The organism is Halopenitus persicus (genome assembly GCF_900107205.1).
GTDB lineage: Archaea > Halobacteriota > Halobacteria > Halobacteriales > Haloferacaceae > Halopenitus > Halopenitus persicus.
In genome coordinates, this window is sequence record NZ_FNPC01000002.1 from 15,173 (window position 1) to 38,046 (window position 22,874).

19 protein-coding genes are annotated in these 22,874 nt (G+C 69.0%); 10 read left to right on the forward strand and 9 right to left on the reverse strand.

Features of this window, described 5'->3' with window-relative positions; all coding sequences use genetic code 11:
* Positions 1-4 precede the first annotated feature (4 nt).
* Positions 5-2,065 carry an excinuclease ABC subunit UvrB gene (gene uvrB, locus BLV25_RS03140; RefSeq protein WP_092730797.1) on the forward strand — a complete coding sequence of 687 codons (2,061 nt, stop codon included), beginning with the start codon at positions 5-7 and terminating at the stop codon, positions 2,063-2,065.
* 96 nt (positions 2,066-2,161) lie between these two features.
* On the opposite strand, the gene BLV25_RS03145 is transcribed toward uvrB, so the two are convergent.
* From BLV25_RS03145 to BLV25_RS03155, 3 genes are all read right to left on the reverse strand, one after another.
* The gene (locus tag BLV25_RS03145) at positions 2,162-2,998 is read right to left on the reverse strand and encodes an RAD55 family ATPase (RefSeq protein ID WP_039399784.1); all 837 of its coding nucleotides are present in this window, start codon (positions 2,996-2,998) and stop codon (positions 2,162-2,164) included.
* Between the two features lie 48 nt (positions 2,999-3,046).
* Positions 3,047-4,087 carry a beta-ribofuranosylaminobenzene 5'-phosphate synthase family protein gene (locus BLV25_RS03150; protein ID WP_039399787.1) on the reverse strand — a complete coding sequence of 347 codons (1,041 nt, stop codon included), beginning with the start codon at positions 4,085-4,087 and terminating at the stop codon, positions 3,047-3,049.
* A gap of 95 nt (positions 4,088-4,182) precedes the next feature.
* The gene (locus BLV25_RS03155) at positions 4,183-4,491 is read right to left on the reverse strand and encodes a hypothetical protein (RefSeq protein WP_092730799.1); all 309 of its coding nucleotides are present in this window, start codon (positions 4,489-4,491) and stop codon (positions 4,183-4,185) included.
* Between the two features lie 164 nt (positions 4,492-4,655).
* On the opposite strand from BLV25_RS03155, the gene BLV25_RS03160 reads away from it, so the two are divergent.
* Complete coding sequence (locus BLV25_RS03160; RefSeq protein ID WP_394327110.1) at positions 4,656-5,765, forward strand: putative sulfate/molybdate transporter; 1,110 nt, start codon at positions 4,656-4,658, stop codon at positions 5,763-5,765.
* Positions 5,766-5,818: 53 nt separating this feature from the next.
* Here BLV25_RS03160 and BLV25_RS03165 read toward each other — a convergent pair whose 3' ends face one another.
* The 3 genes from BLV25_RS03165 to BLV25_RS03175 are packed head-to-tail and all read right to left on the reverse strand — an operon-like array spanning position 5,819 to position 7,353.
* On the reverse strand, positions 5,819-6,388 hold the full coding sequence (locus BLV25_RS03165) for a hypothetical protein (RefSeq protein ID WP_021074447.1): 570 nt from the start codon (positions 6,386-6,388) through the stop codon (positions 5,819-5,821).
* Positions 6,389-6,427: 39 nt separating this feature from the next.
* Positions 6,428-7,105, reverse strand: a complete 678-nt coding sequence (locus tag BLV25_RS03170; RefSeq protein WP_256335641.1) for a DsrE/DsrF/DrsH-like family protein — start codon at positions 7,103-7,105, stop codon at positions 6,428-6,430.
* 2 nt (positions 7,106-7,107) lie between these two features.
* Positions 7,108-7,353: a sulfurtransferase TusA family protein gene (locus BLV25_RS03175; RefSeq protein WP_092730801.1), complete on the reverse strand. Its 246-nt coding sequence runs from the start codon at positions 7,351-7,353 to the stop codon at positions 7,108-7,110.
* Positions 7,354-7,674: 321 nt separating this feature from the next.
* Between BLV25_RS03175 and BLV25_RS03180 the strand changes: the two genes are divergently transcribed.
* Positions 7,675-8,850: an inorganic phosphate transporter gene (locus BLV25_RS03180; RefSeq protein WP_092730803.1), complete on the forward strand. Its 1,176-nt coding sequence runs from the start codon at positions 7,675-7,677 to the stop codon at positions 8,848-8,850.
* Positions 8,851-8,895: 45 nt separating this feature from the next.
* On the opposite strand, the gene BLV25_RS03185 is transcribed toward BLV25_RS03180, so the two are convergent.
* The 3 genes from BLV25_RS03185 to BLV25_RS03195 form a co-directional block, all read right to left on the reverse strand.
* A complete protein-coding gene (locus BLV25_RS03185) occupies positions 8,896-11,277 on the reverse strand; it encodes a heavy metal translocating P-type ATPase (RefSeq protein WP_092730805.1) in 2,382 nt (793 codons plus the stop codon).
* Positions 11,278-11,338: 61 nt separating this feature from the next.
* Entirely contained in the window at positions 11,339-12,088 is a 750-nt protein-coding gene (locus BLV25_RS03190; protein WP_092730807.1) for a helix-turn-helix domain-containing protein, read from the reverse strand.
* Positions 12,089-12,794: 706 nt separating this feature from the next.
* Positions 12,795-13,553: an IclR family transcriptional regulator gene (locus BLV25_RS03195; protein WP_176819427.1), complete on the reverse strand. Its 759-nt coding sequence runs from the start codon at positions 13,551-13,553 to the stop codon at positions 12,795-12,797.
* A gap of 144 nt (positions 13,554-13,697) precedes the next feature.
* Between BLV25_RS03195 and BLV25_RS03200 the strand changes: the two genes are divergently transcribed.
* From BLV25_RS03200 to BLV25_RS03230, 7 genes are all read left to right on the forward strand, one after another.
* Complete coding sequence (locus tag BLV25_RS03200; RefSeq protein WP_092730811.1) at positions 13,698-15,272, forward strand: 2-oxo acid dehydrogenase subunit E2; 1,575 nt, start codon at positions 13,698-13,700, stop codon at positions 15,270-15,272.
* A gap of 2 nt (positions 15,273-15,274) precedes the next feature.
* Positions 15,275-16,699, forward strand: coding sequence for a dihydrolipoyl dehydrogenase (gene lpdA / locus BLV25_RS03205; RefSeq protein ID WP_092730813.1), 1,425 nt, complete (start codon positions 15,275-15,277; stop codon positions 16,697-16,699).
* A 75-nt stretch (positions 16,700-16,774) separates the two neighbouring features.
* Positions 16,775-17,935: a pyruvate dehydrogenase (acetyl-transferring) E1 component subunit alpha gene (gene pdhA, locus BLV25_RS03210; protein ID WP_092730815.1), complete on the forward strand. Its 1,161-nt coding sequence runs from the start codon at positions 16,775-16,777 to the stop codon at positions 17,933-17,935.
* 2 nt (positions 17,936-17,937) lie between these two features.
* The gene (locus BLV25_RS03215) at positions 17,938-18,906 is read left to right on the forward strand and encodes an alpha-ketoacid dehydrogenase subunit beta (RefSeq protein WP_092730817.1); all 969 of its coding nucleotides are present in this window, start codon (positions 17,938-17,940) and stop codon (positions 18,904-18,906) included.
* 118 nt (positions 18,907-19,024) lie between these two features.
* Positions 19,025-20,434 (forward strand): GntP family permease, encoded by a 1,410-nt coding sequence (locus BLV25_RS03220; RefSeq protein ID WP_092730819.1) that lies wholly within the window; start codon positions 19,025-19,027, stop codon positions 20,432-20,434.
* A gap of 119 nt (positions 20,435-20,553) precedes the next feature.
* On the forward strand, positions 20,554-21,930 hold the full coding sequence (locus tag BLV25_RS03225; RefSeq protein ID WP_021072487.1) for an FAD-binding oxidoreductase: 1,377 nt from the start codon (positions 20,554-20,556) through the stop codon (positions 21,928-21,930).
* Between the two features lie 100 nt (positions 21,931-22,030).
* Positions 22,031-22,720, forward strand: a complete 690-nt coding sequence (locus BLV25_RS03230) for a lipoyl protein ligase domain-containing protein (RefSeq protein WP_092730821.1) — start codon at positions 22,031-22,033, stop codon at positions 22,718-22,720.
* Positions 22,721-22,874: the final 154 nt, after the last annotated feature.

Here is a 22,874-nt window from a genome sequence, read left to right on the forward strand (position 1 = left end):
GACCGTGAGCGACGCCGACTCCCCGCTGTCGGAGGACCGCCCGACCGCCGACCGGCCGCTGCGCGTCGATGCCCCCTTCGAGCCGGCCGGCGACCAGCCCGACGCCATCGAGGCGCTCGTCGAGGGGTACCGGGACGGCGCGACCGAACAGACGCTGCTCGGCGTGACGGGGTCGGGAAAGACGAACACGGTCTCGTGGGTGCTCGAGGAGCTGAACCAACCGACCCTGGTGTTGGCGCACAACAAGACGCTCGCGGCGCAGCTCTACGAGGAGTTCCGCGAGCTGTTCCCCGACAACGCCGTCGAGTACTTCGTCTCCTACTACAACTACTACCAGCCGGAGGCCTACGTCGAGCAGACGGACACCTACATCGACAAGGAGATGTCGATCAACGAGGAGATCGACCGCCTGCGCCACTCGGCGACACGGTCGCTTTTGACCCGGGACGACGTCATCGTGGTCGCGTCCGTCTCCGCCATCTACGGGCTCGGCGATCCCGGGAACTACCGCGAGATGGCCCTGGAGCTGTCCGTCGGCGACCGGATCGGCCGCGAGGACCTGCTGGCCGAGCTGGTCGACCGGAACTACGACCGCAACGACGTGGACTTCACCCAGGGCACCTTCCGCGTCCGTGGCGACACGATCGAGGTGTTCCCGATGTACGGCCGGTACGCGCTCCGGATCGAGCTGTGGGGCGACGAGGTCGACCGGATCCTGAAGGTCGACCCGATGCAGGGCGAAGTCGTCTCCGAGGAGCCGGCGACGCTGATCCACCCCGCGGAACACTACTCGATCCCCGAGGAGCAGCTCGAGCAGGCGATCGAGGAGATCGAGACGCTCCGGGACCAACGCGTCAGGCAGTTCGAGCGGGAGGGCGACCTCGTCGCCGCCCAGCGCATCGACGAACGGACGACCTTCGACCTCGAGATGCTGCGGGAGGCCGGCTACTGTTCGGGCATCGAGAACTACTCGGTCCACATGGACGACCGCGACCGCGGTGACCCGCCGTACACCCTGCTCGATTACTTCCCCGACGACTTCCTGACGGTGATCGACGAGTCCCACCAGACGATCCCCCAGATCAAGGGCCAGTACGAGGGCGACAAATCCCGGAAGGACTCGCTGGTCGAGAACGGCTTCCGGCTGCCGACCGCCTACGACAACCGGCCGCTGACCTTCGAGGAGTTCGAGGCCAAGACCGACCGGACCCTCTACGTCTCCGCGACGCCCGGCGACTACGAGCGCGAGCGTTCCGCGCAGGTGGTCGAACAGATCGTCCGGCCGACCTACCTCGTCGACCCCGCCGTCGAGATCGCCGACGCGACCGGGCAGGTCGACGACCTGCTCGACCGCATCGACGACCGCATCGAGCGCGGCGAGCGGACCCTCGTGACCACGCTGACGAAACGGATGGCCGAGGACCTCACGGAGTACCTCGAGGAGGCCGGCGTCGAGGTGGCGTATATGCACGACGAGACCGACACCCTCGAGCGCCACGAGATCATCCGGGACCTCCGGCTCGGGAACATCGACGTCCTCGTCGGCATCAACCTCCTCCGGGAGGGACTGGACATCCCCGAGGTGAGCCTCGTGGCGATCCTCGACGCCGACCAGGAGGGGTTCCTCCGCTCGACGACCACGCTCGTCCAGACGATGGGGCGGGCCGCCCGCAACGTCAACGGCGAGGTCGTCCTCTACGCCGACGAGGTGACCGACTCGATGCGGGCGGCCATCGAGGAGACGCGCCGCCGCCGGGAGATCCAACGGGAGTTCAACGAGGAACACGGCCACACCCCGACGACGATCGACAAGCCGGTCGGCGAGACGACCCTCCCCGGCTCGAAGACGGACACGAGCGGCGTCTCCGTCGGCGACGTCGAGACCGAGGACGGGGCCCGCGACCGGATCGAGGCGCTCGAGGAACGGATGAACGAGGCGGCCAGCAACCTCGAGTTCGAGCTGGCGGCCGACATCCGCGACCGGATCGCCGAGCTGCGCTCGGCCTTCGAGCTCGATGAGCGCGAGGAGGGGACCGTTCCGGAGCCGGCGGTCGAGGAGTTCTAGCCGGCGCTCGAGGAATTCTAGCCGGCGGTCGAGGAGTTCTCACCGACCGTCGAGTTCTCGCCGTTGGGACCCATCCGGACCGTCGACGCGACCGGCCTACCGGATCTTCCGGACGTCGGTGATGTCGAAGCCGCCCTCGTGGATCTCCGTCTCGAACCGGATGATGTTCTCCTCCTCGAGCCGGGAGAGGACGCCCCGGAACTCCCGGACGACCATCGTCCGGGCACGCTGTGACCCGCCCGTCTCCCAGGTGAACCGGAACGTGCCGCCGACCGAGTCCATCAGGATCCCCCGTTCGGTGTCGGTGAGCGTGTCCTCGTTGACCAGAAGCAGGATCAGCCCGCCCCAGTGGTGGGCCGCCTTCTTGAGTCCCTTCATCACCATCGCGATGTCGTTCCAGTCCATCTCCTCGGAGATCGAGGAGACGAGGTCGGTGACCGAGTCGATCACGACCAGGTTGCCCGCGGCGTGCGCCGAGAGGTACTCGCCGAGCTCGGAGAGGAGGTCCCCGTGGTGTTCCCGCTCGCCGAGGTCCCCGATCGTCGAGGGCTCCCCGTGGTACCAGTCGCGCGGGATCGGGCTCAGCTGGAAGTACGGCGTCGACAGGTCCGCAAAGCGGATCCCGTCCGCGGCCGCCGCGGCGATCTCGTCGGCCATCGTGTAGCCGAGCTCCCGCTCGATCGCCGCCTCCCCCGAGGTGAACGAGACGTAGTGAACCTCCGGCGGGACCGCCGAGGAGTCCTCCAGGTCGCCGTAATACAGGTCGAAGAGCTCCTCGTCGGCCCGCGCGAGCACGTTCATCGCGGCGCTCGTGTACAGGAACTCGCGGGCGCCCGCGCCGGACTCCCCCGACAGCAACACGACGCTTCCCGGCGGCGCGCCGCCGCCGAGGATCGAGTCGAGCCGGGCGACCCCGAACGGCACGTTCGACATACCGGATAGGCGCGCGCGGGTGGTTTATCGGTTACGCCGTGGAGGGGGTCAATTCGCCGTGGGTCCATCCCCGCGCCGTCGTTCCACCCGCGCGCCGCGGTTCCGGCCCGCCACGATCCGGACGTCGCCGTCCACGCCGGCGGCCGCCAGCGCGTCCTCGCCCGCCTCGAGCGCGGCCGCCGCGTGCTCGGCGTCGGTCACCCCGTAGACGGCCGGCCCCCACGAGGACTGTCCGGCGCCGGAGACCGCCGGCGCGTCCGACAGGGACGCGACGATCTCGCCGACCGGCGGGCGGTAGACGCCGCCCTGCTCGTCGGCGTACCACGTCCCGTTGAGTCGCCCCACCGCCGCGACGGCCTCGCCGAAGGCGTCCGCCCGCCCGTCGGCGACCGCCGGGAGGACGCGCCGCGCCACGATCCCGGCGATCCGGTCGGCGACGTCGGGGTCCGCGCGCTCGACCGCCGCCCGGATGCTCTCGTCCTCGTCCTCGCCGTTCCGTCCGGGCTCGGCGTCCGGGAGCACGAGGAGGAACCGCCAGTCGTCGGGGATCGGGTGCCGCGCGGCGACCGCCGGTACCGTCCACTCGCCGACCGGCGGCCGATGGGTCGTGAACCGCGAGGTCGGGTGGCCGGCATCGAGGACGAATCCGCCCGCCTCGAATGCCGCGACGCCGATCCCCGACCGCCCGCCGCGGCCGAGGTCCGGCGCACGCTCGCGGACGGCCGCCTCGCGGTCGTGTGCCCGCGCGACGGCCGCCATCGTCGCCAGCGCGAGCTGAGTCCCGCTGCCGAGCCCGACGTGGCGGGGGATCGCCGCCCGGACCGTGATCGCGGCTCCCGGAACGTTCAGGAGTTCACACGCCAGCTCGGCGTAGCTGCGGACGTCGGCCACCGTCTCGGTGCTCGGCGCGTCCGCGCCGCCGCGCCCGTCGTCCCTCACCGCCACGGCGTCCGCTGGCTCGGCCGCAAGCTCGACCGCCGGCTCGTCGAGCGCCACGCCCAGCGCTCCGTAGAGCCGCTCGTGTTCCAGGCTCAGGTTCTCGAAGCCGAAATGGAGGCGGGCACCGGCGGCGACGCTGACGGGGGCCATTCGGTCGCGTTTCGCCCCCCGACGGCATAAGCGTCCCAACCGTGGCGGCGCTTGCCGGCGTCGGAACCCGGTCGTAGCCGCGCAATCTCCGCCGATCAATCGAAGAGACCGTCCACGTCGGACTCCCGTCCTCGTCTCCGCTCGACGTGGTCCCGGAGCCTCGCGTACGCGGCACGCTGGCGGTCCGTGGTGGTGGGAGCGCCGGCCGCGCTTTCGGATCGAACCGGCTCGTCGGCCCCGTCCGCGCCGGCGACGTCGACGAGGAGACTCCGGTACCGCGACTGGCCGGTTCCCCGCTCCTCGCGTGCGTACCGGATCGCGTCCTCGACGATCGCCGGATCCATCCCGTCGGCCGCCTCGGCCGCGGCGACCGCCGCCCGAGCGATGGCGTCGAAGTCGTCCATGGCTGGCGGTACGGTCGGCGCCCGGATAAACCGTCCGCGCGGGCACGGGGTACTCGTCGTGTGCGCGAACACCGCGTACCTGATATCGGTTTCGAACGGATAAATACGTGGCTGCGAACGGTTTCCGGACACGCTCAAGTTCATCGGGCGAATACCGCGGTACGGTGGCCTCTCTGCTCCACGACCGCGATCGGGATCGACTGTCGTTCTCCGCGAACGAGGTGACGGGCGCGATAGGTGATTCGATTACGGTCCTCCCGCTCGTCGTCGCGCTCGCGGTGGTGACCGAGGTCTCCCTGCCGCACGTGCTCGTCGCCTTCGGGCTCTTCCAGGTCGTCTGGGGCGTCGTCTACGGGCTCCCCGTCTCGGTCGAGCCGATGAAGGCGCTGGCAGCCCTCGGGGTGGCGGGTGCGTTGAGCTACGCGGAGCTGGCCCTCTCGGGGTTGCTTTTGGGCGTCGTGCTCCTCGTCATCGGTCGCTCGGGCACGCTCGCGCTTCTCGAGGAGTGGATCGGCGAGCCGGTCGTCCGGGGCGTCCAGCTGGCCGTCGGGCTGGTCCTGTTCGAGACGGCGGTCGGCCTCGCGGTCGGCGACCCGACCGTGGCCGCCGCCGGGGTCGCGGTCGCGGTTCTGGCGGTCGCGGTCGGGTACGGGCACGCCAGCGCGCTCGCCGTGTTGGCCGTCGGCGTCGGCGCGGCGGTCTGGACCGCCGGCCTCCCGGCACCGACGCTTCCCGGCCTCCCGCCGTTGCCGGCCCTCGCCGACGGCGTCACCCGGGGTGCGGCCGAGGGGATGGTCGCGCAGCTCGCGATGACGATCGGCAACGCCGCCCTCGCGACCTCGCTGCTGTTCGCCGACCGCTTCGACGCCGAGGTCTCGGCGGACGACCTCTCGACGAGCATGGGCGCGATGAACCTCCTCGCGGTGCCGATCGGCGGGATCCCGATGTGCCACGGCTGCGACGGCGTCGCCGGGAAACACGCCTTCGGCGCCCGGACCGGCGGCGCGAACGTGTATCTCGGCGCCGGCTACCTCCTCGCCGCGCCGTTCGCGACGGCGAGCCTGCTGGCGGCGTTCCCGCTCGCGCTTCTGGGGGCCCTGCTCGCGGTCGTCTCGCTGTCGCTGGCCGGGAGCGTCCGGCAGTCCTCGAACCTCGCGCTCTCGGTCGCGATCGGCCTCGCGGCGCTCGTCGTGAACCTCGGCGTCGCCTTCCTTCTCGGCGTCGTCGTCCACCTCGCGCTCGAGCGGTTCGGCGGCGGACGGGCGGACGCGTGACCGGTCGACGCGTGATGAGTCCCGCTTCACTCTTCGCCGTCACCGGTCCGGTCTCACTTCCCGCCGGCCACGCCGCCGACCGCTCCGCCGATCGCGCCGAGCACGACCGGGTACGCGATGCCCGCGAGCAGGACCGCGGTCACGAGGTCCGGAGCGACCGAGCCGTCGTAGGTGAAGACGACCGCCCCAACGACTGCCGGCGGGAGGTAGCCGACGACCGCCGCCGTGCCGGCTATGGCGCCGTCTCCGGGCGTCTCGGCGGTCGCGACGCGGGCAAGGAGGGCGCCGACGGCGACCAGCAGGAGCACGGGAACGAGGTACAACAGCGTGAGCGTTCCGTCGTCGGCCGCCGCGATGGCGTTCCACGACCGCGTCCCCCCGATCACGCCCTCGGCGCGCGTCCGAACGAAGTGGGCGTTATAAAAGAGCCAGCCGACGCCCTGCCAGACGGCGATCGGCTCGCCGCCGAGCAGGTCGGCGATGACGTTGATCCCCTGGAGCTGCTCCTCGACGGCGCTGCCCTGCCAGAGATACGTCAGGAGGTAGCCGAGCAGGTATGCGCCGGCGCCCGCGACGGCGCCCGGAACGAGCGGCAGTCGATCGGTGAGGGTCTCGTCGCTCATCGGATGGGTACTCGCGGCGCTCTCCGAAAGCTGTGGCGGTCACACGAGCAGCTGGATGTCGGCCTCGGCCAGGTCCTGGATGGCCGTCGCCGCGCCGACGCCCGTGGTGACGCCGTCGTAGAAGTCGTCCTCGTCGTAGTCCATCAGGTCGATGGTCATCTGACAGGCCTGGAACTCCACGCCCATCTCCAGGGAGGTGTCGATGAGCTCCTCGATGGTGGCGGTGTCGTTGTCGTCGATCTTCTTCTCCATCATCGACGTCGTCACGCGGTCCATGCCGGGCAGCGCGCCGACGACGTTCGGCACGGGCATATTGGGGTTGCCCACGGAGCTGAGTTTGAGGTTCTTCGAGCGCTCCTCGTGGAGGATGTCGAGCCCCCAGAACGTGTGGAAGACGGTCACCTCGTAGCCGAACGCGGCGGCGGTGCTGGCGAGGATGAGCGGCGGATACGCCATGTCCAGCGTCCCCTTCGTCGCGATGATGCTCATCTTCTTGCCGTCGTCGTCGGCCGTGGCCGCCGCGATCGCGTCCTCGAGTTCCTCGACGCGTGCGGCCAGCTCGGCACGCGAGGGGGCCTCGGCTGCGGCGTCGGAGGAGGTGGAATCGGTGACGGCGTCGGCCGCGTCGGCCGCGTCGGTTGCGTCGGGAGCGTCCGCTTCGGCGGGGCCGTCGGCTGCCTCGGACGTGTCCGCTGCGTCGGGCGTGTCCGAACGCATCGTCACTCCGTCCTGCGGACGTAGTGTTTGTACACGTCGTCGCCCGCCGCCTGGTCGAGGAGTTCGACGCCCTCGGTTCCGGCCGCCCACCCGTCGATGTCGCTCATGCTGCCCGGGTCGGTCGCCAGCACCTCGAGCACGTCTCCCGTCTCGAGCTCGTCGATCGCTGATTTCGTTTGCACCACCGGCATGGGGCACGATGCGCCTTTCACGTCGAGCGTCTCCGTGATGTCGAATGCGTCACTCATTTGGTATCCGCTCCGTTCGTCTTGGAGCTACCGCACAATACTCTCCACCCGTTTAAAAGATTGTTGATTCTTGTGCATACGGCAAACAACTACATAGGGATCTAGCCCGGTATGGTACTTCAGAATAGTTTAAACTATATAAATATCGCCGGAATATCGCGCGCCAGTAGTCTTGTGCATATATGGGATTTCTATAAGAACCCTTTTGTGCGTTCGTCCGGTATCGGTGAGTACCCACCATGATCGTCGTCGACCGCCGCCGGACTCGCAATCACCCCCGTGACGCCGCCGTGGCGGGTGTGGAGTGAGCCGACGCGCTCCATGAACCTCGCCCTCATCACCCTCTTCGTCGGCGCGGCGCTGGCCAGCCTGTTTATGGCGTGGGTCATCGGCGCCGGCTCGAGCGGCGCGACGCCGTTCGCGCCCGCCGTCGGCGCGAACGCGATCGCGACGATGCGGGCGGCCTTCCTGGTCGGCATCTTCGGGTTCGCCGGCGCCGTCACGCAGGGTGCAAGCGTCTCCGAGGCCGTCGGAACCGGCCTCGTGGGTGGCGGTAGCCTGCCGGTTGCCGGCGTCATCCTGGTGTTGCTGTTGGGCGCCGGACTGATGGCGATCGGCATCGTCACGGGCTATCCGATCGCGACCGCGTTCACGGTGACCGGGGCCGTCATCGGGGTCGGACTCGCGCTCGGGGGCACGCCGGTCTGGCCGAAGTACCGGCAGATCGCCGCGGTCTGGGTGCTAACGCCGGTCGTCGGCGGCGGCATCGCCTTCGGCATCGCCAGCGTGCTCCCGCGTCCGGACGTCCCCGAACGCGACAGCGTGGCGGCGCTGGCCGGCGTCGTGGCCGCCGTCCTCGTGAACGTCGAGTTCAGCGTTCTCGGTCGGGGACCCGACGCGGGAACCCTCAGCGACGTCGGCCGCCAGGTGCTTCCGGTCGCTGACCTCGTCGCCGCGGCCACCGTCACCGGCGGTGCGGCGCTGCTCGTCGCCGCCCTCGTTCGCTGGGACGTCGGCCGCGACGAGCAGGGCGGCCTGCGGCGCGTGCTGCTCGCGCTCGGATCCCTCGTCGCGTTCTCCGCGGGCGGGAGCCAGGTGGGGCTCGCGGTCGGACCGCTGCTTCCGCTGACCGACGCCGTGGGTGTGGTCTCGCCGGTCGCGGTGCTGGTCGGCGGCGGCCTCGGGATGCTCGCGGGCTCGTGGACCGGCGCGCCTCGAATGATCAAATCGCTGGCACAGGATTATTCGTCTCTCGGGCCACGGCGCTCCATCTCGGCGCTCGTCCCGTCGTTTCTGATCGCGCAGCTGGCGGTCCTGCTCGGCGTTCCCGTCTCGTTCAACGAGATCGTCGTCAGCGCCATCGTCGGAAGCGGCGCCGCGGTCGGCGGGTGGGACGCGGTGGACGCGCGAAAGATCCTCGTGACGCTGGGGGCGTGGGCGGGGTCGTTCGCCCTCTCGTTCCTGCTCGCGTACGCGTCGGCGGTCCTCCTGTTGTGATCGTGGCTGGCTGCCCGTGACGGTCGGCCGGCGGTCCGCGTGCTCTCAGGCGTCGAAGAACCGGTCGGGCTCGATCCGCGAGAGCCGCATCGCGTTCCCGGTCACGCCGAGGCTCATCCCCATGTCGCCGACCACGACCGCGAGGGCGACGCTCACCAGACCCAGCGGGACGCCGAGCGCGAGCAGCGCCTTCACGCCGAGGCTCGCCCAGATGTTCTGGCGGATCACGCCGTTCGCCGTGTGCGAGAGCGCGTAGAGGTACGGTAGCTTGCCGACGTCGTCGCCCATCAGCGCGATGTCGGCGGTCTCGAGTGCGGTGTCGGTGCCGGCGGCGCCCATCGCGATCCCCACGTCGGCGGCCGCCAACGCGGGCGCGTCGTTGATCCCGTCGCCGACCATCGCCACGTCGCCGTACTCCGCCCGTAACGACTCCACGGCGTCGACCTTCTCCTCGGGCAGCAGCTCCGCCCGGTACGCGTCGACGCCGACGCGCTCGGCGATCGCGCGGGCCGTTCCCTCGTTGTCGCCGGTCAGCATCACCACGTGTGCGACGCCGAGGTCGTGGAGCCGGTCGACCGCCCGTTCGGCGGCCGGCCGCACCTCGTCGGCGATGGCGACGATCCCGAGCAGTTCGGACTCCGTACCGACGAGGATGACGGTCTTGCCCTCGGCCTCGAACCGCGAGATCGCGCCGCCATCGAGGTCCGCACAGTCGTCGCGCTCGCACTCCTCGCGTGTCGCCTCGACGACCGCGCCGCCGTCAGTGCGGGCGTGCGTGTGCGACAGGTCGAAGCCCAGGTCCTCGAAGAGGGCGGGCTTGCCCGCGTAGTACGTCTCGCCGTCGACGTCCGCGCGGATCCCCTCCCCGGTGATGCTCTCGAACGCTTCGACCGGCGGCAGCTCGTCGTCGGCGCCCGCCGCCCTCGCTCGCTCGAGGATCGCCTCGGCGATGGGGTGTTCGCTGCGCGCCTCCAGCGCGGCCGCGTACCGGAGCACGTCGGCGTCGGTCGCGTCGCCGAGCGCCACGACGTCGGTGACGGCGAGCTCGCCCTTGGTGAGGGTGCCCGTCTTGTCGAGCGCGATGGCGTCCACCTCGCCCATCGCCTCGAGGTGGGTGCCGCCCTTGATCAGGACGCCGTTCCTGGCGGCGCTCGTGATCCCCGACACCACGGAGACGGGCGTCGAGATGACGAACGCACACGGGCAGGCGATCACCAGCAGGGTGAGCCCGCGGACGAACCACGTCCCCCACCCGCCGCCGAAGGTGTGTGAGACCCCGGCGAGACTGACGGTGGCGCCGCCGCCGATGAGCAGCGGCGGGAGCACGGCGGTCAGAATCGCCAGGACGACGACCGTCGGCGTGTAGTACCCGGCGAATCGGTCGACGAACTGCTCCTTGTCGGTCTTCTGCTCCTGTGCGCCCTGCACCAGCTCGATGATCCGTGAGAGCGTCGACTCCGAGGCGGGCGCGGTGGCCTCGAACTCGAGGTAGCCCTCCTGGGTGATGCTGCCGGCGTACACCTCGTCGCCGACGCCCTTGTCGACGGGCACGCTCTCGCCGGTGATCGGGGACTCGTCGACCGCGCTTCCTCCCTCGACGACCGTGCCGTCGAGCGGGATCTTCTCGCCCGGACGGACGACGACCGTCTCGCCGACCGCGACGTCCTCGGCGGGGACGGTCGTCTCCGTGCCCTCGCGGCGGACGGTGGCCTCGTCGGGCGACAGCTCCATCAGCTCGCGGAGGGAGTCCCGTGCCCGGTCCATCGCGTAGTCCTCGAGCAGCTCGGCGATGCTGAACAGGACCGCCAGCGTCGCCGCCTCGACGAAGTAGCCGATGCCGGTCGCGGCGACGATCGCCGTCCCCATCAACAGGTCGATGTCGAGACTCAGGTTCTTCGCCGAGTAGTAGCCGCCGCGGACGATGGGGACGCCGCTGGCGACGGCCGCGCCGAGAAAGAGCACGTCGGCCACGTGCAGGGGGTGCGTGAGAACGCTCGCCACCGTGACGTTCTGCGCGGCCAGGAGGAACTCGAAGAGAAGTCCCAGGACGAGCAACCCCGCCCCGATCCACGTCTTCCGCGCTCGCGGGCTCGTCCAAACCTCCGAGGGAGGGGCGATCGCCGGCCCGCCGGTCGACGTCTCGCCGGTGGCGGCGTCACCGTCGCCGGCGGCGACCTCGTAACCCGCGCCCTCGATGGCCCGGACGACGTCGGCCTCGGTAACGCGGTCGGGATCGTAGGTGACCGTGGCCGTGCCCGTGGTCGGCTGGAGCGTGGCGTCGACGACGCCGTCGACGCGCCGGAGGCTCTTGTCGACCTTCTGTGCACACGAGGGACAGTCCATCTCGGGAACGGCCAGGCGGGCGGTCAGTTCCCGTCGCCGCCCGCCGCCGCTGGCCGACCCTGCCGCATCCGAGGTCTCCGTCATTACCACGCCGTAGGAGCGGGACGTCGATATACCTTTGTTGGAATGTTCCAACTCGCGGGCGTCAGCGCGATGCCAACCGTTCCTCGGCGGTCCACTCGCCGGCGACGTGCGCCTTCGCCAGGCGTTCCTCCGCCCGACGGAGCCGGTAGGTGAGCGTCGACCGCGGCACGCCGAGATGTGCGGCCAGCTCGCCGACGTCGATCTCGCGCGGCGACTCGTAGTATCCGTGTTCGACGGCGGCTTCGAGTGCGGCCTCCTGTTCCGGCGCCAGGCCGTTCCGGTCACCCTCGCTTCCTCCTGCGGATGCGGCCGTGTCGGCGGTTCGGAGCATCTCCATCCTGGCGCACTCCCCGACCGCCGTCCGGAGGGCGTCGAAGAACGCGGCGACGTCGCCCTCGCCGGAGTGGATGAGACGCCAGGTGTAGTGGCGCCCCTCGTGGCGCGTCTCGAACAGCACGCCGTCGCCGAGGTGGTCGCGAGCGATGTGGGGGACGGACGCGCAGGCGGGGGTGCGCTCCCAGTCCGAGTAGAGCACGAGCGTGTCGCTCGTGCGGTCGAGGACGCGGGTGGTCTGCGTGGCGCCGCAGTCGTCGGTCGCCAGGCAGTCGGCGTAGTAGTCGCCGTCGCGGAAGGCGTCCGCGATGGCGTCGAGCGCATCGGGGGTTCCGGCGGCGTGGTCGACCCGCCAGAGACGGTCTGCGGTGGCGTGCAGCGAGAGCGACCGGACGCGGGCGTCGGGATGCTCGGCGAGCGCGTCCGCCACCTCGTTGCACCCCGGCTCGTATTCGAGAGCGAAGACGAGTTCGCGCATACTCCTTCCTACGGCTGCTCGGGATATAATCCATCGGCTGGCGTTTCGGCGTCTGTCAGCTGCGGCCGGCGTCGGTCAGAGGAGTCGACCGAGAAGACGGGGTCATTCAGGGCGGGGTGGGCGTTAAGCGTACACTTCCCTCATCCAAAGCGTGGCATCTTCCGACATCCAACACATATCAGTTATTAATTCTATATATTTATTTTATATATCATTCTACGGAATCGTTGCTCACGAGCGGCGACCACCGACGGTTCGACTGAGGCGACCATCGGTGAGCGGGTCGCGTCGGAGACCATCGGCGTCCGTCGCTTCGTCGATCGTCCTGGACCAGCCGAACCGTCGTTGACGTTGCTTCATAACGACCGATATTCCGCGGTAAACCGGCCGTTTATTCCGTCGTACGTCCCCGATCGATGGGGCCCGATGGGTTCAGGGAGTCAGTGGCGTCACGGAGAACCCCCATCTCTTCGACTCCCGTCTCGGATCGTTGGTGAAGGGACATCCAAACAATTAATAAATATTATACTTCTATATATTTATAGTATTTATTACTTATATCCTGCCCAAGATCCATAACAAACGTACGGTTGTAATAGTTTGCTTGAAACGTCGTCGCCCCGTCCGCATCATATGACGTCATCATCATCGACCGTTCGTTCAACAATACTGAACGACGTCCGTTCCGCGGGGCAGCTCCCGACGCTCACTCGAAGACGAAGTCGAGCTCGATGACGTTGGCCGCCTTCCGGACGGCCTCGGACAGTTCGGCGTCGCGTTCCGGGTCGGCGAACTCGCGTGCCGGCCCCGAGACGCTGACCGACCCGTACGCGGTTCCCTCCACGAGTATCGGGGCGGCGAGACAGCGCAGGCCGTCGATGCTCTCCTCGGCGTCGATCGCGATCCCGGTTTCCCGGATCTCGGCCAGCTCCGATTCGAGCTCCTCCCGCGAGGTGATCGTGTGGTCGGTGAACGACGGCAGGCCGTGCGTCTCCACGATCTCGTCGACGCGTTCCGCGGGGAGGTGCGCGAGCAAGGCCTTGCCGGTGGCGGTCGCGTGCATATGGCGTCGTTCGCCTCGAATCATCGCGCCATCGGTTCTTCCGCTGGCGTTCGCCGCGTGGACGCAGGTGCCCTTCCCCCGCTCCTCGACGACGAGGTTCGCCCGCTCTCCGGTTCGGTCCGCCAGCTCCTCGACGTGCGCTCGTCCGTGTCGGTAGACCGGATACCCCTGTTGCACCGTCGTTCCGAGACGGAGGAACTGGCCGCTCAACCGGTATTCCCCGTCCGTCTTGTGCAGATAGCCCTGCTCGTGGAGCGTGTGGAGATGCGTGTACGCCGTGCTCTTCGACAGCGACAGCTCCTCCGCGACCGCGGACGCCCCCGCGCTCTCGAGTCGTTCCAGAGCTTCAACGATGTCGAACGCTCGCTCGACGGCGCCGATCGTCTTGGTGGTTCCGGCCATATGCATCCCATATCCGGTGTGTTATCAAATACCTTTTCATCGATAGTGAACGTGCTGGACTGGAGGAACGGCGGCGAGATGTGGCCGCGAAGCGGTCGCGGTCACCGAAGAAGATATATCTCGGGAGCAAGACCTCCGATCGAGATGGGAGAAACCCAATTCGCGTTGCCCGACGTCGGCGAGGGCGTCGCCGAGGGCGAACTCGTCGCCTGGCTCGTCGAGGAGGGCGAGCGCGTCGAGGAGGACCAGTCCGTCGCCGAGGTGGAAACGGACAAGGCGATCGTCGAGATCCCCGCGGCGTACGACGGCGTCGTCTCCCGGCTGCACGCCGAGGAGGGCGAGGTCGTTCCGGTCGGCGACGTGATCGTGACCTTCGACGTCGATGAGGAGTCGGCGAGCGTCGACGAGGGGTCGGCCGACCCCGGCGCCGAGGACGCCGCAGTCGGGGACGAGGCCGCGAGCGCCAAGGACGCCACGAGCGCCGAAGACGTCGCCGGTGACGATGTCGCCGGTGACGACGCCGCGGAGGCCGAAGGCGCCGACACGACCGACGTCGCGACCGGTCGCGTGTTCGCGCCGCCGAGCGTACGCACGGCCGCCCGGGAGGCGGGCGTCGATCCCGCGAGCGTTTCCGGCAGCGGGCCCGGCGGCCGGATCACGGCGGCCGACCTCCGTGCGGCCATCGACGCACGGGCGCGATCGACCGATGATGACGGACGAACGCAGGCGGCCCCCGAGGACGCCGGAACGGCGGATCGAAGTCGATCGGCGACGACGTCGGGCGGGGGCGATTCGAGCGGGACGGCCGACCGGGATCGGACCCTCGCGATGCCGGCGACCCGGCGGATCGCTCGGGAGGAGGGCGTCGACATCGACGCCGTGCCCGCCAGCGAACGGCGCGACGGCGAGGCGTACGTCACGCCCGACGACGTGCGCGCCTACGCGGCCGGCGAGACGGGCGCCGACGCGGACGCAACGCAATCGGACGCGGACACAGTGCAATCGGATACGGACGCGACCCGACCGGGCGACCGGATCCCGTACCGCGGCGTCCGGCGGACCATCGGCGAGCGGATGGCCACCGCGAAGTACACTGCCCCGCACGTCAGCCATCACGACGAGGTCGACGTGACCGACCTCGTGGCGATCCGCGAGCGGTTGACCGCGGCGACCGCCGAGGACGAGCCCCGGCTGACCTACCTGCCGTTCGTGATCAAGGCGGTCGTGGCGGGGCTGCGGGCACAGCCCATCCTCAACGCGGAGCTCGACGAGGAGGCCGAGGAGATCGTCGTCCACGACCGCTACGACATCGGCATCGCGGTCGCGACCGACGCCGGATTGATGGTGCCCGTCGTCGAGAACGCCGACGAGAAGGGGCTCCTCGAGCTGGCCGCCGAGGTTCGGGACCTCGCTGCCCGTGCGCGCAACCGGACGATCTCCCCCGAGGAGCTGCAGGGGAGCACGTTCACGATCACGAACCTGGGGGCGATCGGCGGCGAACACGCCTCGCCGATCATCAACTACCCCGAGGTGGGGATCCTGGCGCTCGGCGAGATCAAGCGGAAGCCGGCGGTCCACGAGGGCGAGGTGGTTCCCCGCGACCTGCTGACCGTCTCGATGTCGGTCGACCATCGCGTGGTCGACGGCGCCGACGCCGCACGGTTCACGAACGAGGTAACCCGGTACCTGAACGATCCGGACCTGCTGTTGCTCGAGTAATCATGGTTATGGGAGACGTGACGACCGGCACTGACGTATTGGTCATCGGCGGGGGCCCCGGCGGCTACGTGGCCGCGATCCGCGCCGCACAGCGCGACCTCGACGTGACGCTCGTCGAGAAGGACGCCTACGGCGGGACCTGTCTGAACCACGGCTGCATCCCCTCGAAGGCGCTCATCCACGCGGCGGACGTGGCCCACGAGGCGGGCACCGCCGAGGCGCTGGGCATCCACGCCGATCCGGCGGTCGACGCCGCGGCGTTGGCCGACTGGAAGGACGGCGTCGTCGACCAGCTTACCGGCGGCGTCGAGAAGCTCTGCAAGGCGAACGGCGTGACCCTCATCGAGGGCACCGCCGCGTTCTCCGGCGAGCACACCGCCCGGATCGCCCACGGCGGCGACGGCCAGGGGATGGAGTCCGTCGAGTTCGAGCACGCGATCGTCGCGACCGGGAGCCGACCGATCGAGGTCCCGAACTTCCCGTACGCCGAGGAGGCGGTCTGGTCCTCGCGGGACGCGCTCGGCGCCGAAACCGTTCCCGACCACCTCGTGGTCGTCGGTGCGGGGTACATCGGGATGGAGCTTTCCACGACGTTCGCGAAGCTCGGCGCCGACGTGACGGTGGTCGAGATGCTCGACGACGTGCTCCCGACCTACGAGGACGACGTGAAACGCGTCGTTCGCTCGCGTGCGGAGGAGCTGGGGATCGAGTTCTCGTTCGGCGAGGGCGCCAGCGACCGGCGCGAGACCGCCGACGGGATCGAGGTCGTCACCGAAACCGAGGACGGCGAGGAATCGGTCTACGCGGCTGACCGCGTGCTGGTCGCGGTCGGGCGCGAGCCGGTGACCGACACGCTCGAACTGGACGCGGCCGGCCTCGAGCCCGACGCGGACGGCTTCCTTGAGACGGACGCGCAGGGACGGACCGACCTCGATCACGTCTTCGCCGTGGGCGACGTGGCGGGCGACCCGATGCTCGCCCACGCGGCCAGCCGCGAGGGGATCGTCGCCGCCGAGACCATCGCCGGCGAGCCGGCCGCCCTCGACGCGCAGGCCGTCCCGAGCGCCGTGTTCACCGACCCCGAAATCGCGACGGTCGGACTCACCGAGGCGGAGGCGACCGCGGAGGGGTTCGACACGGTGGTCGGCGAGATGCCGCTTCGCGCGAGCGGTCGCGCGCTCACGATGGACGAAACCGACGGGTTCGTCCGGATCGTCGCCGACGAGCCGAGCGGCTACGTCCTCGGCGGGCAGGTCGTCGCTCCGGAGGCGTCCGAGCTGATCGCCGAGATCGGGCTCGCGATCGAGATGGGAGCGACCCTGGCGGACGTCGCCGGGACGATCCACACGCATCCAACCCTCTCGGAGGCCGTGATGGAGGCGGCCGAGAACGCGATGGGGCAGGCGATCCACACCCTCAATCGCTGATCGGTTGCCACGGGAACCGGAACGGGACCCACCGGAACACATATTACGGTCCTGTTCGACCGTGATCGTAGTCGCATGAACGAACAGTCACGTCCCGAGTCGCCGGGATCGACCGATGCCGACGTCGCGGCCGTCTCGGAACGCGACGTCGACGTCGCCACGCATCGGGTGGTCGACGCCGACGGATCGGTCGTCGACCCCGAGGCGGTCCCCGACCTCGCGGACGACCGGTTTCTCGACCTCTATCGTTGGATGGTGCTGCAACGAACCTTCGACGAGCGCGCGACGAAGCTCCAGCGCCGCGGACTGCTCGGCACCTACGCCTCCGGCCAGGGGCAGGAGGCGAGCATCATCGGCAGCGCCTTCGCGCTGACCGACGACGACTGGATCTTCCCGTACGGTCGGGAGGCGGGCGCGCTCCTGATGCACGGCCTCTCGATGCGGGACCTCCTGTTGTACTGGCGCGGCGTCGAGGACGCCTCGCGGATGGAGGGCGCCAACGTCTTCGGGTTCGCGATCTCGATCGGCTCCCACATCCCGGTCGCGACCGGGAAGGCGTGGGGGCAGAAGCTCGACGGGTCGGACGCGGTCTCGTTCGTCAACCTGGGCGACGGAGCGACCTCCACCGGCGCGTTCCACGAGGGGATCAACTTCGCGGGCGTGCTCGGCGTTCCGGCGGTCTTCTTCACCCAGAACAACCAGTACGCGATCTCGATGCCCTTCGAGGAGCAGACCGCCGCCGACACGGTGGCTCAGAAGGCGATCGCCTACGGGATGGACGGGATCCGGGTCGACGGTAACGACGTCCTGGCGGTGTACAACGCGGTCGCGACGGCTCGCGAGCGCGCCCTCGCCGGCGATCCCGTCCTCGTCGAGGCGGTGACCTACCGGCGGGCGGCCCACACCACGAGCGACGACCCGACGCGGTACCGGGAGGACGAGGAGGTCGAGGAGTGGGAGCGCCGGGACCCGGTCGAGCGGTACCGGTCGTTCCTGGCGGATCGCGGCCTGCTCGAGGCGGTCGACGAGGAGGCGATCCGGGAGGAGGTAAGCGAGCTGTTCGACGAGGCGGTCGCGGCGGCCGACGCCTATCCGGAGCGCGACGTCGCGGAGCTGTTCCGGTACGTCCACGCGGAGCCGACGCCCGAGCTGGAGCGACAGCTCGAGGAGTTCCGCGACCTGCTCGATCGGCGGCCCGAGATGCACGACCACATCGAGCACCGGCCCAAGGGGTAATCATGCAGGCAACGATCATCGAGGCGATAAACGACGCGCTACACGAGGAGATGGCGAGCGACGACCGGACCGTGGTCTTCGGCGAGGACGTCGCCGAGTCCGGCGGCGTGTTCCGGGCGACCGAGGGGCTCCTCGAGGAGTTCGGCGAGGACCGCGTGCTCGACACGCCCCTCTCGGAGATCGCGATCGTCGGGGCCGCGATCGGGCTGGCCGCCCACGGCTACCGGCCGGTCGCGGAGATCCAGTTCTCGGGGTTCCTGCCGCCGGCGTTCGACCAGCTCGTGACGAATGCGAGCCGGATCCGGTGGCGCACCCGCGGGGAGATCACCGCGCCGATGACGGTGCGAACCCCCTACGGCGCCGGCGTCCGTGCGCTCGAACACCACTCGGAGAGCCTGGAGGCGGCCTACGGCCATATACCGGGACTGAAGGTGGCGATCCCGAGCACGCCTGCGGACGCGAAGGGGATGTTGACCAGCGCGATCCGCGACCCCGACCCGGTGTTGTTCATGGAGCCGAAACACGTCTACCGGTCGTTCCGCGAGGAGGTGCCGGAGGGCGAACACACGACCCCCTTGGGCGAGGCCGCTGTCCGCCGGGAGGGCCGGGACGTGACGGTGATCGCGTGGGGCGCGATGATGCACAACACGCTGGAGGCGCTCGCGGAGCTGCCGGACGTGGACGCGGAGGTGATCGACCTCCGGTCGATCTCCCCGCTCGACCGGGAGACCGTCGTCGAGTCGGTGCGAAAGACCGGCCGCTGCGTGGTGGTCCACGAGGCCGCCAAGAGCGGCGGATTCGCCGGCGAGCTGATCGCGACGATCAACGACGAGGCGCTCGCGTACCTCGAGGCGCCGGTGCGCCGGGTCACCGGGTTCGACACCCCGGTGCCGCTGCTGTCGATGGAGGATTACTACATCCCGCACCCGCCCCGCATCGAGGAGGCGATCGCCGAGACCGTCGAGTACTGACGCCGGCGACCGGTCCCGCGCGGCACCCACTTTTCGACCGAACCGGTCGACTCCGCGCCGGTCGATGAATATAACATTCGTAAGTTATTTATTTGGTGTTTCGCATCGTTCTAGCCGGATGCTACCAATAGACTCGTTAACAGGGAGTGCACCGCTCGTCGTCGACACGATCCTGAACCCCATCGTGGTGCTGGCGATCGGGATCGGGCTCGTGGTCCTGTTCATGATGCGACTGAACCTGCCGGCGTTTCTCGCGTTGATCCTCGCCACGTTCGGCGTCGGTCTCATCTCCCCGAGCGTGGCGCTGGCCGACATTCCGTCGTCGGCGGCGAACACCTTCGGCTCGATACTGGGAGCGGTCGGGATCCCGATCCTGATGGCCGCTCTCATCGGCAAGTGTCTGATCGAGAGCGGGGCCGCCGACCGGATCGTTCGGGGATTCCACTCGACGATCGGCGAGGGTCGCGAGGACGTGACGCTGCTCGGAAGCAGCTTCGTGCTGTCGATCCCGGTGTTCTTCGACACCGTGTTCTACCTGCTCGCGCCCATCGCCCGGGCGATGCGGGCTCGAACCGGCGAGAAGATGGGGCTGTACACCACGGCGATCATCGGTGGCGCCTTCGCCGCCCACGCCCTGGTTCCGCCGACGCCCGGACCGATCGCCGTCGCCGGCGAGTTCGGGATCGACCTGGGCACGGTCATCATCGCGGGGCTGTTGATCGGGTTCCCGACCTCGGTCATCGGCGGCCTCGTCTACGGCCGGTGGATCGACGCCCGGATGGACGTCCCGCTCCGGGAGGCGCTCGGGACGACCGTGGAGGACCTCAACGAGACGATGGAGCGGTCGAACGCGGAGCTGCCGAGCTTCCTCGAGGCGTTCGCGCCGATCGGGCTCGCGGTGATCCTCGTCGCGACGAGCACGATCGCGTCGAACGTCCTCCCGGAGGGATCCCCGGTGATCCCGGTCACGACGTTCTTCGGCGACGCGAACATCGCGCTGACGGTCGCCGCGCTGGCGTCGATCTGGACGTTCTATCGGTTCCAGGAGGGCGACCTCGAGGCGTTTCACGACGAGCTCGTCACCGCGCTGAAGGACGGCGGCAACATCATCGCGATCACGGCGGCCGGCGGCGCCTTCGGTGCGATGCTCGGATCGGCCGGCGTCGGCGATTTCCTCGTGAGCGTGATGCAGAACCTCGGCGTCGGTCCGCTGGTCACCGCGTGGCTCATCGCCGCCGTGCTGATCGTCTCGACCGGATCGCTGACGGTCGCGATGATCACTGGCGCGACGATCATGTCCTCCTTCGTCGACCAGCTCGCCGTCCATCCGGTCTACCTGCTGTTGACGATCGGCACCGGCGCGATGTTCTTCGCGTGGCACAACTCCAGCCCGTTCTGGATCATCAACGAGATCGGCGGGCTCGAGCAGGACGAGACGCTCCGCACGTTCTCGTTCGTCGGCCTGGTGATGTCCGTCACCGGGTTGATCATCACGCTGATCGTGGCGACGGTGTTCCCGATGGCGTGATCGGTTCGACGAGCGTTCGGATGGTTTGACCGTCCGTCCGGTCCGGCCGGCCCGTTCCGCCTCGCCCTCCTTCGGCAGTCGAGTCTTATAAGTAGGCGTATCGCGTGAGACCACCACACATGGACATCGAGTTCCTCCACGAGACCTCGCTCGCGGCGTCGCAGATCGCGACCACCCGCGAGTCCCTGACCGACCACGCCAGCGACTGGGGAACGGTGTCCGGCGAGGAACACCCGCCGGACGTCGTCGTCTGGCCGGAATCCGTCGCGGACGTCTCGAGCGTCCTCGCGGCGGCGAACGACCGGGGGATCCCCGTCACGCCGTACGCGGCCGGCACCAGCCTCGAGGGGCACGCGGTCCCGGTCGAGGGCGGGATCAGCATGAACATGACGCGGATGGACGACGTCCTTGACGTCCGTCCCGAGGACTTCCAGATCGACGTCCAGCCCGGCGCGCTGGGGTCGGCCGTCAACGACGCCGTGGCCGAACACGGGCTGTTCTTCCCGCCGCTGCCGTCCTCGGGGAAGATCTCGACGATCGGCGGGATGATCGCGAACGACGCCAGCGGGATGCAGACGGTCAAGTACGGGGAGATCCACGACTGGATCCTCCGGCTCGAGGCCGTGCTCGCCGACGGGACGGTGATCGAGACCGGGAGCACGGCGAGCAAGACGTCCGCGGGCTACAACCTGATGGACCTGCTCGTCGGCAGCGAGGGGACGCTGGCCGTCGTCACCGAGGCGACGCTCGAGCTCGCGGGGATCCCCGAGCAGGTCTGGGGCGGGCGGGTCGTCTTCCCGAACCGCACCGAGGCGTCGGCCGCCATCGCCGACGTGGTCCAGTCCGGGGTCGACGTGGCCAAGATCGAGCTCATCGACGAGCTGAGCGCGGCGATGGCGAACCGCTACCTCGACGCCGACCTGCCGGACGTCCCGATGGCGTTCGTCGAGTTCCACGCGAACCACCACGTCGAGACGGAGGTCGAGTTCTTCACCGCCATTCTGAACGACTACGACGTCGAGGACGTCACGATCACCGAGTCCGGCCCCGAGATGGAGCGCCTCTGGGAGGTGCGCGAGGAGATGGCCTCCGCGCTGAAACACTACGACCCGGACCTCACGATGCTCACCTCCGGCGACGTCACCGTCCCGATCAGCAAGTACGCGGATCTGATCGACCACATCTCGACGCTCGAGGCGGAACACGACCTCGAGATCCCCTGCTTCGGCCACGCCGGGGACGGCAACGTCCACTACACGGTGATGGTTCGCGTCGGCGACGAGGAGCACCGCGCGCTCGGGAAACGCGTCGACTCGGAGATCGTCCGCCACGCGATCGAACTCGGCGGCACCTGCACCGGCGAACACGGCGTCGGGATGGGAAAACGGGAGTACCTCCCCGAGGAGTTCAATCGGGCGACCGTCGACGTGATGGAGCGGATCAAGCGCGCGATGGATCCCAACGGGATCCTGAACCCCGGGAAGATCTTCGAGTAGCCGTGCGGTCGCCGACTCCCGGTCCGGGTGCGACGTCGACCTCCGCATCGACGCGGCCGGACCATAACGCCGATATCGCACGCTCCCCGACCGACGGCGTATGAACGTCGTTCGTGGCGGCTTCGACGCCGTCGACCGCGACGCGCGGGCCACCGCGACCCTGCTCGATCGCTGTGCGGCATCCGGCGACTCGGTCGTCCGGGTCTGGCGGCCGCCGAAACACGTCGCGTTCGGTCGGCGCGACGCGACGCGGGACGGATATGCGGACGTCCGGGAGCACGTCTCCGACGCCGGCTACGCGGTCCGCGAACGGGCGGTCGGCGGCCGGGCAGTCGTCCATACGGGCACCACGGTTTCGATCGCCTGGATCGCCCCCGCGGCCGAACGCCGGTTCGCGATCCCCGAACGATACGATCGGCTTCGCTCGTGGGTGCAGGGAGCCCTTCGCGGAACGCACGCAGAGGTCAGCGAGGGGGAGCCGCCGAACAGCTGGTGTCCGGGGGACCATTCGTTGATGATCGACGGGAAGGTCTGCGGCGTCGCCCAGCGCGTCACCACCGACTGCGCGCTGACCGCCGCGATCCTGATCGTCCAGGACGTCGCCGAGATCGCGAGGCTGACGTCGCGGATCTACGACGGGCTCGATCTCTCCTTCGATCCGGCGACGGTCGACGGCGTTCGCGACCACGACGCGACTTTGTCTCCGAAAACGGTTATTTCACGACTTGAGTCCGAAATCAGACATAACGACGATCGCGGGAAACACGTCTCCGAGGTGATCGACCCGTGATCGGCAGCGTTCGATCGTGGCCCGACTGACGTCTCGAGACGCGATCAAAATTGTCCATTAATCAAGAATATTTGAACAAATTTTTGCAATACAGTCATTTATGTATGTATATAAACACCAATTTTTAAATACGTTTCGAACACGATCGGGCGGG

Coding starts and splice junctions, on each gene's coding strand:
- BLV25_RS03145 (WP_039399784.1), bottom strand. CDS start 2,998: ATGTCGAACGTGCCGTTCGGGGTCGCCCGGCTCGACTCGATCCTCGGC.
- BLV25_RS03150 (WP_039399787.1), bottom strand. CDS start 4,087: ATGGCCCCCGTCAGCGTCGCCGCCGGTGCCCGCCTCCATTTCGGCTTC.
- BLV25_RS03155 (WP_092730799.1), bottom strand. CDS start 4,491: ATGGACGACTTCGACGCCATCGCTCGGGCGGCGGTCGCCGCGGCCGAG.
- BLV25_RS03165 (WP_021074447.1), bottom strand. CDS start 6,388: ATGAGCGACGAGACCCTCACCGATCGACTGCCGCTCGTTCCGGGCGCC.
- BLV25_RS03170 (WP_256335641.1), bottom strand. CDS start 7,105: ATGCGTTCGGACACGCCCGACGCAGCGGACACGTCCGAGGCAGCCGAC.
- BLV25_RS03175 (WP_092730801.1), bottom strand. CDS start 7,353: ATGAGTGACGCATTCGACATCACGGAGACGCTCGACGTGAAAGGCGCA.
- BLV25_RS03180 (WP_092730803.1), top strand. CDS start 7,675: ATGAACCTCGCCCTCATCACCCTCTTCGTCGGCGCGGCGCTGGCCAGC.
- BLV25_RS03185 (WP_092730805.1), bottom strand. CDS start 11,277: ATGACGGAGACCTCGGATGCGGCAGGGTCGGCCAGCGGCGGCGGGCGG.
- BLV25_RS03190 (WP_092730807.1), bottom strand. CDS start 12,088: ATGCGCGAACTCGTCTTCGCTCTCGAATACGAGCCGGGGTGCAACGAG.
- BLV25_RS03195 (WP_176819427.1), bottom strand. CDS start 13,553: ATGGCCGGAACCACCAAGACGATCGGCGCCGTCGAGCGAGCGTTCGAC.
- BLV25_RS03200 (WP_092730811.1), top strand. CDS start 13,698: ATGGGAGAAACCCAATTCGCGTTGCCCGACGTCGGCGAGGGCGTCGCC.
- lpdA (WP_092730813.1), top strand. CDS start 15,275: ATGGTTATGGGAGACGTGACGACCGGCACTGACGTATTGGTCATCGGC.
- pdhA (WP_092730815.1), top strand. CDS start 16,775: ATGAACGAACAGTCACGTCCCGAGTCGCCGGGATCGACCGATGCCGAC.
- BLV25_RS03215 (WP_092730817.1), top strand. CDS start 17,938: ATGCAGGCAACGATCATCGAGGCGATAAACGACGCGCTACACGAGGAG.
- BLV25_RS03220 (WP_092730819.1), top strand. CDS start 19,025: ATGCTACCAATAGACTCGTTAACAGGGAGTGCACCGCTCGTCGTCGAC.
- BLV25_RS03225 (WP_021072487.1), top strand. CDS start 20,554: ATGGACATCGAGTTCCTCCACGAGACCTCGCTCGCGGCGTCGCAGATC.
- BLV25_RS03230 (WP_092730821.1), top strand. CDS start 22,031: ATGAACGTCGTTCGTGGCGGCTTCGACGCCGTCGACCGCGACGCGCGG.